Source organism: Nocardioides segetis (genome assembly GCF_051390595.1).
Classification (GTDB): Bacteria; Actinomycetota; Actinomycetes; order Propionibacteriales; family Nocardioidaceae; genus Nocardioides.
Map to the genome: position 1 here is coordinate 1 of NZ_JBNINR010000006.1, position 11,877 is coordinate 11,877.

An 11,877-nucleotide genomic window follows, 5' to 3' on the forward strand; every position below is an offset into this window, starting at 1 on the left:
CTCGCGCGGACATCCTGGCCTTCACCGCCTTCCCCAAAGACGTGTGGACCCAGATCTGGTCCAACAACCCCGCCGAGCGCCTCAACCGAGAGATCCGGCGCCGCACAGACGCAGTCGGGATCTTCCCGACCCGCGAGGCGATCGTGCGCCTGGTCGGCGCCGTGCTGGCCGAGCAGACCGACGAATGGGCCGAAGGCCGCCGCTACCTCGGACTCGAAGTCCTGACCCGCTGCCGCGTCACCATCGTCGCCACCACCGAAACCGAGATCGGAGCTGATGACCTGCCGGCCCTAACCGCCTGACCAACCCAAGCGAAGGAACGCAGCGCTACACCACTACGAGGGACTTGACCCCGAACTGTCGGCTAGGGCACAAGAGGCAGTTCGGCCAACTCGCATACCGGGAGGGAAGGGCTGGGGTAGCTACATGAGTTGGGCAATCGGATGGGTCTTGAAGGAGCCCCGAAAGATCACCGACCAGGACCCGGCCAAGGCCAACCGCTTCTGCTTCGAGAAAAAGTTCGGGCTCCCCTCACCAAACGGCACCATCGAGGATCGGTACGTCGTCGTTCTACTCGGGAAGACTGGAGTGAGAATCATGACCACGTTCCCGCGGAAGACTGCGTATTGCAAGGGCGACGTCCTGTTGTTCAACCCATGATCGTGATGCATCGCGCTCCGCGACGCCCGCCGTGGGCATTGACAGACACTCAACTACCGGTCATGAGGAGACACTTGTGGAGGACCTGACTGTTCGACAGTTGTGGGACCGACTGATCGCCTACCTTGCCGAACTCAGCGAGGTAGATGAGACGCACCTCGGACTGAAGATCGTGGTGAAAGGCGGTTCAGAAGGACCATCTGCGACCGTCGAGATCGTGATGACGCCTGAGGAGTGGGACGACTACATGAGCACGGTGTACGGAACCGGCGATCCATCGGTGACTCCGATCCGAGACCAGGTGCTCGCCGCGCTCGGACGTCACTCCTACCTCATCTACGACACCTACGACTGGGTGACGGGTGATGGCCCCGAGCTGCCCGCTGACGATGATCCGGATCTTCGGGGCGGCCGCTGGTTCGTCGTGGACAGAGACGGTCGCACGCACTACTTCTCGGACCACCCGGACGAACCCAACCAGCCGCCGAGTCCCTGACCCCCTGAGCCCCTGACCAAGCTCGCGGAGCCGGGGACGGGTCGATCAGCGGCGGGCGCCGGGCCTCCCCCGCTCTCTCAGCTCCTCGGCCTTCGCCAACGACTCCTGGAGCTCGCCCGTCGCCGCCTGCTCCTGGATCCGCGCGAAGCCCTCCTCCAGCTGGGCGGTGGTGGGGCAGTCGATGACCCGGCCCTTGCCCATGTTCGCGACGTGCTGGGGCCCGAAGTACCGCGTGTAGAACTCGATGACGTCGGATCGCGCGAAGAAGGCGACCGCATCGGCGCATTCGTCGAAGGGGACCGAGCGAGCCTCCAGCTGCCGGTGCAGCTCCTCGACGTCGACCGTGTCGGCGTCGGTGGGCTCGTCGAACCGGACGAAGGCGGTGACGACCCGCCAAGCAGAGCCCGGATCGGCGGTGATCGTGACGGAGGTCCGACCGTCGTCGAGGTCGGCGACCCCGCCGGCGCCGAGCAGGTCCGGGTCGCGCACGAAGGCCCGTGCCTGCTTCGCGGTGCACTCCACCGACCCGCCCTGGGGGAAGACGAACCGTCCCGCGGTGAGGCAGGCGACGCGGACCTCGACGCCGTTGGCGTCCTCCGGCGCCGGTCCGAGCTCGATCGTCCCCGTCCCGGTCCCGTTCGTGGTCACCGGCTCGCTGAGCCGGACCGGCCTGGGGAACCGGCCCGGTCGCGGATCGAGCAGGTCGTCGAGGGACGGCGTGCCGGACGGGCTCGGCGAGCCGGCCGTCGCGACGTCCTTCGCACCGTCCGGGTCGCCGCCGTCCCCGCGGGCGATGCCGATCGCGCCGGCCGCGCCGATCGCCACCACTGCCGCGGTCGTCACGACCGCGAGCCACCGTCGCGACCTCCCGGTGGGGACGTCGGCCGTGCCGTACGGCGGGACGTCGATGGTCCCCGCGGCGCGGGTGAGCAGGTCACGTGCTTCGTCATCCGTGAGCATCGGGGCTCCTCAGGGTCGTCGCGAGAGCGGCGAGTCCGCGGGCGGCTCGGCTCTTCACCGTGCCCGGTGGGATCCGCAGGATCTCGGCGATCTCGCGTTCGGAGAGATCGGCGTAGTAGCGGAGCACGAGGACCTCGCGCTGCGCTGCGGGCATGGACGCCAAGGCCTCCCGGACGGCGATGCCGGTGGTCAGGTCCGCGTCGGTGACGCCCTCGGGCAGATCGTCGCTCGGAAGCTCGCCGCGCCATCTCCGCCGCCACGCGCTGGTCCTCGTGTTGACGAGGATCCGATAGACGTACGCCTCCGGCGAGGCCGCCCGCGCGACCTTCGCCCAATGCCGGTAGCACGTGGTCAGCGCGGACTGGACGATGTCCTCGGCGTCGGCGAGAGGCGAGCCCATGAGCACGACCGCGCGGACCAGCGCCGGGCGGCGGGTGGCCACGAACTCAGCGAACTCCACGGCGGCTCTTCTCGACTCGACGATGCCTTCACCTCAGGGACGCCCGAGGGCGGGCATCCGGTTCCCTGCGATCCTCGGGTTCGTCGCGGCCTCGTCTCGGGTCCTCCGCTCAGGGCGACGCGGCACGTCTCCGCTCGGGCCGCGTCAGCGGTGTCAGCGGTGTCAGGAGGCGGCTCGCGTCGACCTCGCCGGCCTCACAGCTCGTAGACGGTGCCCTGCGCGGCCAGCTCGGTGGGGCCGTCGAAGGCGCCCGCCGCCTCGGCGAGCATGGTCTGCGCGTCGTGCCAGGGCGGGACGTGGGTGACGACCAGGCGCTTGGCGGCGGCCTTGGTGGCGACCTCGCCGGCCTCGACGCCGGTCAGGTGCAGGTTCGGGGGGTTGTCGTCGCAGGCCCGGAAGGACGCCTCGCACAAGAAGAGGTCGGCGTCGGCCGCGATGTCCATCAGTGCCGGCGTGGGGCCGGTGTCGCCGCTGTAGGCGAGGATCTTGCCGAAGGCCGAGACCCGCAGGCCGTACGCCGGGACGGGGTGGTCGACCGCGTAGGGCTCGACGCGGAACGGCCCGATGTCGACCGGGTCGCGGTAGACACGGAAGGCGAACTCCTCCTCCATGCCCGGCTTGCGGGGCAGGTCGTAGGCCTTGGCGAGCCGCTTCGCGGTGCCCTTCGGCCCCCAGACGGGGATCTTCGGCTGGCTGCCGGTCGGGTGGTACTTGCGCAGGACGTAGTAGCTGGTCATGTCGACGCAGTGGTCGGCGTGCAGGTGGCTGAGGAAGACCGCATCCACCTGGAGCGGGTCGACGTAGCGCTGCAGGGCGCCGAGAGCGCCGTTGCCCATGTCGAGGACCAGGCTCCAGGTGCGCTGCGCGTCGGTGGCCTGGATGAGGTAGCAGCTCGCGGGCGAGTCCGGGCCCGGGTAGGAGCCCGAGCATCCGACGACCGTCACCTTCACGGCGCGCTCGGCCGGCGGGATCCGCAGCGCCGTCGTCTCCGGCGTCGTCTCGGTCGCCGTGCTGTCACCTGTCACCGCACACCCCCTGCGAACTGACCTGCCGCGACGAGCTCGGGTCCGAGGAACCGCCGCCCGATCGTCTCGAACTCCGCCGGGGACCCGGTCGTCGCGAAGGAGTACGACGGCACCCCCGTCGGCCGCATCAGGCCGGTGTCGGCCAGCATCCGGTAGACGTCCTTGGCGCACTCCTCCGCACTGCTGACCAGCGTGACGTCGTCGCCCATCACGTAGGAGATGACACCGGTCAGCAGCGGGTAGTGGGTGCAGCCGAGGATCAGCGTGTCGATGCCGAGCTCGGTGAGCGGGTCGAGGTACTCGTGGGCGACGGCGATGAGCTCGTCGCCGCCGGTCACCCCAGCCTCGACGAAGTCGACGAAGCGCGGACAGGCGCGCGTGGTGAGGGAGATTTGGGGCGCCGCGGCGAAGGCGTCGTCGTAGGCCATCGACTCCGCGGTCGAACGGGTGCAGATGACGCCGATGCGGCCGTTGCGCGACGCTGCCACCGCCCGCCGGGTCGCCGGGTAGATCACCTCGACGACGGGGACGTCGTAGCGTTCGCGGGCGTCGCGAAGCATCGCGGCCGAGGCGGAGTTGCAGGCGATGACGAGCGCCTTCACCCCCCGCGCGACGAGATGGTCGAGGCACTCGAGGGCGTACTCGCGGACCTCGCCGATCGGCTTCGGCCCGTAGGGCTGACGGGCCGTGTCGCCGACGTAGGTGATCGACTCGTGCGGCAGCTGGTCGATCACCGAGCGCGCGACGGTGAGGCCTCCGAAGCCGGAGTCGAAGATCCCGATCGGCGCGTCCTGGTCGATGCTGCCGTCGGGGTGGTTCAGGTGCCGCACCCGGTCAGACTACGGCGTCCGGGTGCCCACGGTCGGCATTCCGGGACCGAGATCACGTCCACCGGGTGCGCGCGACGTAGGCTCCTGGGGTGATCAACCTGCGCCGTCCCGCCGTCCTCGCCGTCGCCGTCGCCGCCGCCCTCGCTGGCTTCGGCCTCTCCGGCCCCGGCACCGCCACCGCGGACCGTGCCGAGGCCGCACGGGACACGGTCAACAACAAGCACGTCGTCGCGATCTCGGTCGACGGACTGAACCCGCGGGCGCTCAAGAGGCTCGGCCGGGCCGGTACGCCGAACCTGCACCGGCTCATCAAGGACGAGGGGGCCGGCACGCTCAACGCCCGCACCCAGCTCGAGATGACCGTCACCCTGCCCAACCACACGAGCATGGTCACCGGGCGCCGGATCAAGGCGACCAAGGGCGGGCACGGCGTCACCTGGAACGACGACACCGTGACCAAGACCGTGCAGCAGGCCGCCGGCCACGGCGTCGACTCGGTCTTCTCGCAGGTCAGGGCGGCCGGCGGCACCACCGCGGTCTACGCGACCAAGGCGAAGTTCTGGCTCTTCGAGCGGTCCTGGCCGGCTGCCATCGAGCCGAACGTGATCCAGGTCGAGAAGGACGGTGCCGTAGCGAAGGCGCTGCGCTCCGACCTCGCCACCGACCCGGCGTCGTTCTCGTTCCTCCACCTCGGCAAGCCCGACCAGGTCGGGCACGACCACGGCTGGATGTCCCCGACCTACCTGAAGGCGGTCGCGAAGGTCGACCGGATCGTCGGCAAGATCATGACCCAGATCGAGTCCACGCCGTCGCTGCGCAGCAACACGATCGTGGTGCTCACCTCCGACCACGGCGGCATCCCGGGGACGCGGAACCACGCGATCAAGACCAACCGCGAGAACTACCGGGTCGCGTTCGCCTTCTGGGGCCCCGGCGCCGGGGTGCCGAACACGGAGCTCTACAAGCTCAACCCCGGCCGCGCCAAGCCGGGTCGCGCCCGCCCCGGCTTCGGGGCCGTCCCGCAGCCGATCCGCAACGGCGAGGTCGCCAACGTCAGCCTCGACATCCTCGGCGTCGGGCCCGTGCCCGACAGCCTGTGGAACCACGCCCAGGACCTGACCTGGAAGTGAGCCTCCCGGCGCGACCCGCGGCGACCTGCCCGGCGCCGGTCAGCGCCCGAGCTCGCTCGGCGTCGGCCAGGGGTTGAAGCGGCAGCCCTGGGTGCCCTTCGACTGCTGCATCATCACCGGCGCGAGCGCGCCCCGGCGCGGGCAGGAGGTGTGGCCGCGGCCGAGCCAGTGCCCGGTCTCGTGGTTGACCACCATGTGCCGGTAGTCGCGCAGCGAGCGGCCGGCGCCGTTCCATGCCGGCGATGCGTCGCGCCAGCGGTCCACGTTGATGATCACGTTGCGGCCCACCCGGCACGACCACGTGGCACTGCAGGAGCCGGAGAAGGACGGGACGAGCGCGGCCTGGGAGAGCCAGAGCGTGAACGCGCCACCGTGCCGCACCTGCCGGAAGCGGACTCCCCGCGCCCGCCAGCCACGCGGGTCGTCGTACGTCTCCTGGGCGAGACGGCGGAAGTCGGCGACGTCGACGCCGCCGGTGCCGCCGCGGGTGCGCACGCTGTAGCGGACGGTACGGCGCACGCCGACCCGGTGCTTGGCCTTCCCGACCCGCAGCTGGACGACGGTGTCGGCGTACCCGGTCGCGCCGACGACGACCACGAGGTCGAGCCGGTGGCCGACGTCCTCGGGCGCGATCTCGTGCTTGCGCCGCACCTCGCCGGGGATGGGTACGCCGTCGCGCAGCCACTGGTAGCCGATCCGCTCGGGCTCCGGCGACCAGGTGCCGGGGTCGGCCTTCAGCGCGCGGCCGTACTTCCGCGCCCCGTCGTACGACGGTGGCTGGACCTGCGCGAGCGGGGGCGGCTCGTCCCGCGCGGACGCGGGCACGGGGAGCACGAGTGCCCCGGAGAGTGCCAGCACGAGCCCGATGAGGATCTTCACCGCCCGATCATGCCTCGGCCGGGGCATCCCTACGCCCAGAGCTGTCCCTCGAGCCGGTCCTCGGCCTCGTCGACGGTGCCCTCGTAGGCACCGGTGGAGAGGTACTTCCAGCCGCCGTCGGCCACGACGAACGCGATGTCGGCGGCCTCGCCGGCCTTCGCGGCCTTGGCGGCCTGGCCGAGTGCGGCGTGCAGGATCGCCCCGGTGGAGATGCCGGCGAAGATGCCCTCGAGCTCGAGCAGCTCGCGCACCCGGCGTACGGCGTCGCGCGGGCCGACCGAGAACCGGCTGTCGATCAGCTCGGCGTCGTACAGCTCGGGCACGAAGCCCTCGTCGAGGTTGCGCAGGCCGTAGACAAGCTCGCCGTAGCGCGGCTCGGCGGCGACGATCCTGACGTCGGGCTTCGCGCGGCGGAAGAACTGCGAGACGCCCATCAGGGTGCCGGTGGTGCCGAGGCCGGCCACGAAGTGGGTGATCGAGGGCAGGTCGGCGAGCAGCTCGGGGCCGGTTCCCTCCTCGTGGGCGAGCGCGTTGGCGGCGTTGCCGTACTGGTAGAGCATCACCCAGTCCGGGTGCTCGGCGGCGATCTGCTTGGCGACGCGCACGGCCTCGTTGGAGCCGCCGGCCGCCGGCGACGAGACGATCTCGGCCCCCCACATGCGCAGCAGCTGTCGCCGCTCCTCGGAGGTGTTCTCCGGCATCACGAAGACAGTGCGGTAGCCCTTGAGCTTGGCCGCCATCGCGATCGAGATGCCGGTGTTGCCGGACGTCGGCTCGAGGATCGTGCAGCCGGGGCGCAGGGTCCCGTCCTTCTCGGCCTCCTCGATCATCTTCAGGGCCGGACGGTCCTTGATCGAGCCGGTCGGGTTGCGGTCCTCGAGCTTGGCCCAGATCCGCACCCCGCGACCGTCGGAGGCGCCCGCGGAGTTGAACGGCGCCGACAGTCGCGGCAGGCCGACCAGCGGCGTGTTGCCGACCGAGGTCAGGAGACTGTCGTAGCGCACCATCGGGACTTCCTTCGTTGGTCGAGTCGCCGCGAGGAGCGAGCGGACCGAGACCTCAGCGGGCGCCGCCGGCGACGGCCGGCAGGATGACGACCTGGTCGCCGTCGGAGAGCTCGGCCTCGAGGCTGCCGATGAACCGGACGTCCTCGTCGTTGATGTAGATGTTCACGAACCGGCGCAGGTCCTCGCCCTCGATGAGGCGGTCCTTGATGCCGGGGTGGTTGGCCTCGAGGGAGTCGATCAGCGCGCTCAGCGTGGCACCGTCGGCGTTGACCGCCTTCTCACCACCGGTGTAGGTGCGCAGAATGGTCGGGATCCGGACCTCGATGGCCATGTCAGCTGCTCTCCTCTGTGTCGGCTGTCGCCGCGACGCTGACCTCTTCCTCGGTCACGACGCCGTCGATGATTCTGTAGGACCTGAACTCCACGGGGCCCGGGTTATTCCCGTGCTCCTGCGTGCTGACCAGCACATAATGTGCCCCGGGCTCACTGGCCAGGTTGATGTCGGTGACGCTGGGGTACGCCTCGGTCGCGGTGTGGGAGTGGTAGATCACCACCGGCTCCTCGTCGCGGTCGTCGAGCTCGCGGTAGAGACGCAGCAGGTCGGTCGAGTCGTACTCGTAGAAGGTCGGGCTGCCGGCGGCGTTGACCATCTCGATCAGCCGCACGGGCCGGTCGCTGCCGATCGGGCCCGCGACCATCCCGCACGCCTCCACCGGGTGGTCCCGCCGGGCATGCTCCACGATGGCGTCGTACGTCGCCTGGTCGATGCGCAACACGCGGTCAAGGGTAGGGCGTCGGGTGGGCGTGGCCGGCAGCGGCCCGAGGGGTGGGCGTGGCCGGCAGCGGCCCGAGGGGTGGGCGCGGTCGGCAGCGGCCCGAGGGGTGGGCGTGGCCGGCAGCGGCCCGAGGGGCCGGCGCGACAGGCGCGTCGATTGGGCACAAACCGCATGCCCTGAGCCGGAATCGTCACGGTTTGGTCCCAAACCGCAACAATTACTGACGGGTCATTCCGCCATCAGCCAGCAGACGACACCGACTTGGCCCGGATCCGCTCGGCCGTCGGCCAGCGGACGTCGCGCACCCACCCGAGCCTCTCCAGCACCCAGATGACCCGGGCGGAGGTGTCGAACTGGAAGCGCTTGACCCCGTGACGTGCGGAGGTCGGGTCGGCGTGGTGGAGGTTGTGCCAGGACTCGCCGCCCGAGGGGATGGCCAGCCACCAGACGTTGCCGGAGAAGTCGCGCGAGGCGAAGGGGCGCTCACCGAGGGTGTGGCAGATCGAGTTGATGGACCAGGTGACGTGGTGGATCAGGCCGATGCGCACCACGGTGCCCCAGAAGAACGCGGTGAGCGCGCCCTGCCACGACCAGGTCAGCAGGAACCCCAGCAGCGGCGGCAGGAGGATGGAGGTGAGCACCCACAGCCAGAACAGCCGCGAGATCCGGACCAGGTCGTGGTCCTTGGCGAGGTCGGGGGCGTACTTGTCGATCGGGGTCTGCTCGGGGTCGAACAGCCAGCCGACGTGCGCCCACACGAAGCCCTTGGTCAGTCCGCGCAGGCTGTTGCCGTAGCGCCACGGGGAGTGGGGGTCGCCGTCCTTGTCGGAGAACTTGTGGTGCTTGCGGTGGTCGGCGACCCAGCGGATCACCGGCCCCTCGATCGCCATCGAGCCGAGGATCGCGAGCGTGATCTTCACCGGGCGGTTGGGCTTGAACGACTTGTGGGTGAAGAGCCGGTGGTAGCCGACGGTGACGCCGTGCAGGGTGAGGCCGTACATCACGAAGGTGATCGCGACGTCGCTCCAGCCGAGCCAGCCTCCCCAGGCCACGGGCACCGCGGCGAGGAAGGCGACGAACGGGACGGCGATGAACAGGCCGAGCGCGAACCGTTCCCAGAAGCCCTGGGTGTCGCCACCCATGGTGGCCCTGGGGGTCGGCGGCTGCGGACGCTCGTCGATTGCGGTCACACCACCCAGCCTACGTGGGGATCCGGTACCTGCGCTCGGGCCGTCCGGTGCCGCCGTACTGCAGCCGGACCTCGGCGGTGCCGACGTCCACGAAGTGCTCGAGGTAGCGCCGCGCGGTCACCCGGGACAGGCCCACGGCGTCGGCGGTCTCCGACGCCGAGATCTCCCCGGCGGCCCGCGCCGCCTCCAGCACCAGGTCGGCGGTCTCGGGGCTCAGGCCCTTCGGCAGTCCCTGCGGTACGACGACCGGCCGGCCGGCCCCGAACGCCCGGTCGATCGTCGCCTGGTCGACCTCCGCCTCGCGCTCGCCGCCGGCGCCCGGCAGGGTGGCGAGCGTGGCGGCGACCCGGCGCAGCCGGTCGGCGAGGTCGTCGTACTCGAAGGGCTTGACGAGGTACTGCAGCGCGCCGCCGTGCAGGGCGGTCCGGACAGCGGCGGCGCCGCGCTCGGCGGTGACCATGACGACCGCGACGTCGCGGCCCTGCTCGCGGGACTGCCCGCGCAGCCGCTCGAGCACCTCGAGGCCGGAGAGGTCGGGCAGGTGGACGTCGAGGAGGACCAGGTCGGGCTGCAGGGTGGCGGCGAGCTCGATCGCCTCGCCGCCGGTGCGAGCGGTGCCCACGACCTCGAAGCCGTCGGTCTGCTCGACGAAGCGGCCGTGGATGCGCGCGACCATGAAGTCGTCGTCGACCACGAGGACCCGCAGCGCCCGGTTCACGGTCGCCCATCCTGTCCCACCGCGGCGCCGATGGGGAGCACCACGCGGAACTCGGCTCCGCTGCCGTCGCCCAGCCCGGCGTCGTCGACCACGACCTCGCCGCCGCGCTGCGCGCAGATCAGCCGGACCAGCGGCAGCCCGAGCCCCCGTCCGCCGAGCACCTCCTCCTTGGTGGAGAAGCCGCGGACGAAGATCGCGTCGCGTAGCTCCGCGGGGACGCCGGCGCCGTTGTCGCGGACCCGGACGTGGACCGAGGCCCCGTCCGCCGCGGCCTCGGCGTGCACCCACACCTCGACGAGCGCGTCCGGCCGGCCGGCGCAGGCGTCGACCGCGTTGTCGACCAGGTTGCCGAGGACCGTGGTCAGGTCGGCACTCTCGTCGGGCGCGAGGGCGGGCAGGCGGGACCCGGGGTCGAGTTCGAGAGCGACTCCGCGCTCCTCGGCGACGGCGTGCTTGGCGACGACCAGCGCCGCGACGGCGGGGTCGGCCAGCCGCTTGGCGACGTGCTCGCCGACCTCGGCCCGGTGCCGGGTGAGCCGGCCGACCAGGCCCGCCACCTCGTCGTACTCCCCCAGCTGGATCAGTCCGGAGATCGTGTGCAGCCGGTTGTCGAACTCGTGGGTCTGCGCGCGCAGGGTGTCGGTGATCGAGAGGTTCGAGCTGAGCTGGCTCTGCAGCGAGACCAGCTCGGTGCGGTCACGCAGCGTGGTGACGGTGCCGATGCCCCGGCCCCCGGAGGACGCGTCGCCGCGGTTGAACACCACGACGCGGGTGCCGACGAGGGCGAGCGCGTCGCGGACCTCGTCGCCCTCGCCGGTCAGCAGCGCCACCACGTGCGGGTCGAGTCCGAGCGCGTCGACCCGGCGTCCGACCGGGTCCGGCCCGTCCTCCAGGCCGAGCGTTGCGCGAGCGGCGTCGTTCATGGCGGTGACCCGGCCGTCGGTCCCGACGCCGACGACGCCCTCGCGGATCGCGTGCAGCAGCGCCTCCCGGTGGTCGGCCAGGTGCGCGAGTTCGGTCGTGCCGAGCCCGCGGGTCGAGCGACGCACGACCCGCGCGACCAGCCACGTGCCGACCAGGCCGAGGACGGCGCCGAGGCCGAGGAAGAGGCCGAGCTCCGGGACCGCCTCGGCCAGCTGGTCGCCGAGCGACGGATAGGCCGCCTCGGCGACGATGGCGCCGACCGCGCTGTTGTCGCCGGGAACGTCCGCGATGACCGGCGCGAAGGCGGCCACCCGGCGTTCGCCGGCCGCCTCGACGTCGACGGTTCCGCCCCGCCCGGCGGCCACGTCGCCGCCGCCGAGGTCGGCGCGCTCCCCCACCCGGCTGGCGTCGGTGGCCGCGAGGACGGTGCCGTCGGGGCCGACGACGAGGACGTCGGTCGCGCCCGAGAGCCGCACCCCGCGCTCGGCGTACGACGTGAGGTCGGCCGTCACCTGCCACAGCTCGGTCCCGCCTCGCACCCCCTCGAGCCCGGTCCGGACGAAGTCCTGCACGGCGACGTACTCCGCCACGGAGCGCATCTGCGCGCCGCGCTCGTCGGCGAAGTCGGCGTTCGACTGCCGGATGCTCAGCACGCCGACGGCGACGAGCAGCACCACGATCACGACGAGCTGCAGGAGCAGCACCTTCGCCGCGAGCGTCAGCTCGCCGCGACGCCAGCTCAACCGCCCGATGGGTGCGACCACAACGACCACAACCTCCTTTGCGTCCGCAAGCGTGACGGCCGCCACAGCCACCGCCATG

General features: G+C 71.4%; 15 protein-coding genes. 4 read left to right on the forward strand and 11 right to left on the reverse strand.

Annotation, left to right across the window (positions count from 1 at the left end):
- The 3 genes from ACPZVR_RS12570 to ACPZVR_RS12580 form a co-directional block, all read left to right on the forward strand.
- Nucleotides 1-302: transposase (locus tag ACPZVR_RS12570; RefSeq protein ID WP_436699934.1), on the forward strand; the 302-nt coding region annotated here is incomplete at its 5' end.
- A gap of 124 nt (nucleotides 303-426) precedes the next feature.
- Nucleotides 427-660: a hypothetical protein gene (locus ACPZVR_RS12575; RefSeq protein WP_436699935.1), complete on the forward strand. Its 234-nt coding sequence runs from the start codon at nucleotides 427-429 to the stop codon at nucleotides 658-660.
- 76 nt (nucleotides 661-736) lie between these two features.
- Nucleotides 737-1,156: a hypothetical protein gene (locus ACPZVR_RS12580; RefSeq protein ID WP_436699936.1), complete on the forward strand. Its 420-nt coding sequence runs from the start codon at nucleotides 737-739 to the stop codon at nucleotides 1,154-1,156.
- Nucleotides 1,157-1,201: 45 nt separating this feature from the next.
- Here the strand turns inward: ACPZVR_RS12580 and ACPZVR_RS12585 are convergent, their stop codons facing one another.
- The 4 genes from ACPZVR_RS12585 to murI form a co-directional block, all read right to left on the reverse strand.
- Nucleotides 1,202-2,116 (reverse strand): hypothetical protein, encoded by a 915-nt coding sequence (locus tag ACPZVR_RS12585; RefSeq protein WP_436699937.1) that lies wholly within the window; start codon nucleotides 2,114-2,116, stop codon nucleotides 1,202-1,204.
- Nucleotides 2,103-2,576, reverse strand: a complete 474-nt coding sequence (locus ACPZVR_RS12590) for a SigE family RNA polymerase sigma factor (RefSeq protein ID WP_436699938.1) — start codon at nucleotides 2,574-2,576, stop codon at nucleotides 2,103-2,105. Before ACPZVR_RS12590 ends, ACPZVR_RS12585 begins: the two co-directional genes overlap by 14 nt.
- Before the next feature lie 194 nt (nucleotides 2,577-2,770).
- Nucleotides 2,771-3,601 (reverse strand): MBL fold metallo-hydrolase, encoded by an 831-nt coding sequence (locus ACPZVR_RS12595; protein ID WP_436699939.1) that lies wholly within the window; start codon nucleotides 3,599-3,601, stop codon nucleotides 2,771-2,773.
- On the reverse strand, nucleotides 3,598-4,431 hold the full coding sequence (murI, locus tag ACPZVR_RS12600) for a glutamate racemase (protein ID WP_436699940.1): 834 nt from the start codon (nucleotides 4,429-4,431) through the stop codon (nucleotides 3,598-3,600). Before murI ends, ACPZVR_RS12595 begins: the two co-directional genes overlap by 4 nt.
- An 89-nt stretch (nucleotides 4,432-4,520) precedes the next feature.
- On the opposite strand from murI, the gene ACPZVR_RS12605 reads away from it, so the two are divergent.
- The gene (locus ACPZVR_RS12605) at nucleotides 4,521-5,561 is read left to right on the forward strand and encodes an alkaline phosphatase family protein (protein ID WP_436699941.1); all 1,041 of its coding nucleotides are present in this window, start codon (nucleotides 4,521-4,523) and stop codon (nucleotides 5,559-5,561) included.
- 39 nt (nucleotides 5,562-5,600) lie between these two features.
- Here the strand turns inward: ACPZVR_RS12605 and ACPZVR_RS12610 are convergent, their stop codons facing one another.
- The 7 genes from ACPZVR_RS12610 to ACPZVR_RS12640 form a co-directional block, all read right to left on the reverse strand.
- Nucleotides 5,601-6,440 (reverse strand): DUF3152 domain-containing protein, encoded by an 840-nt coding sequence (locus ACPZVR_RS12610; protein WP_436699942.1) that lies wholly within the window; start codon nucleotides 6,438-6,440, stop codon nucleotides 5,601-5,603.
- Nucleotides 6,441-6,469: 29 nt separating this feature from the next.
- The gene (locus ACPZVR_RS12615; protein ID WP_436700287.1) at nucleotides 6,470-7,444 is read right to left on the reverse strand and encodes a PLP-dependent cysteine synthase family protein; all 975 of its coding nucleotides are present in this window, start codon (nucleotides 7,442-7,444) and stop codon (nucleotides 6,470-6,472) included.
- A gap of 55 nt (nucleotides 7,445-7,499) precedes the next feature.
- Entirely contained in the window at nucleotides 7,500-7,778 is a 279-nt protein-coding gene (locus ACPZVR_RS12620; RefSeq protein ID WP_436699943.1) for a MoaD family protein, read from the reverse strand.
- 1 nt (nucleotide 7,779) lies between these two features.
- A complete protein-coding gene (locus ACPZVR_RS12625; protein WP_436699944.1) occupies nucleotides 7,780-8,223 on the reverse strand; it encodes a M67 family metallopeptidase in 444 nt (147 codons plus the stop codon).
- A 239-nt stretch (nucleotides 8,224-8,462) separates the two neighbouring features.
- The gene (locus ACPZVR_RS12630; protein ID WP_436699945.1) at nucleotides 8,463-9,413 is read right to left on the reverse strand and encodes an acyl-CoA desaturase; all 951 of its coding nucleotides are present in this window, start codon (nucleotides 9,411-9,413) and stop codon (nucleotides 8,463-8,465) included.
- Between the two features lie 10 nt (nucleotides 9,414-9,423).
- Nucleotides 9,424-10,131 carry a response regulator gene (locus ACPZVR_RS12635; RefSeq protein ID WP_436699946.1) on the reverse strand — a complete coding sequence of 236 codons (708 nt, stop codon included), beginning with the start codon at nucleotides 10,129-10,131 and terminating at the stop codon, nucleotides 9,424-9,426.
- Nucleotides 10,128-11,798: a sensor histidine kinase gene (locus tag ACPZVR_RS12640; RefSeq protein WP_436699947.1), complete on the reverse strand. Its 1,671-nt coding sequence runs from the start codon at nucleotides 11,796-11,798 to the stop codon at nucleotides 10,128-10,130. The genes ACPZVR_RS12635 and ACPZVR_RS12640 overlap by 4 nt, the downstream gene beginning before the upstream one ends.
- Nucleotides 11,799-11,877: the final 79 nt, after the last annotated feature.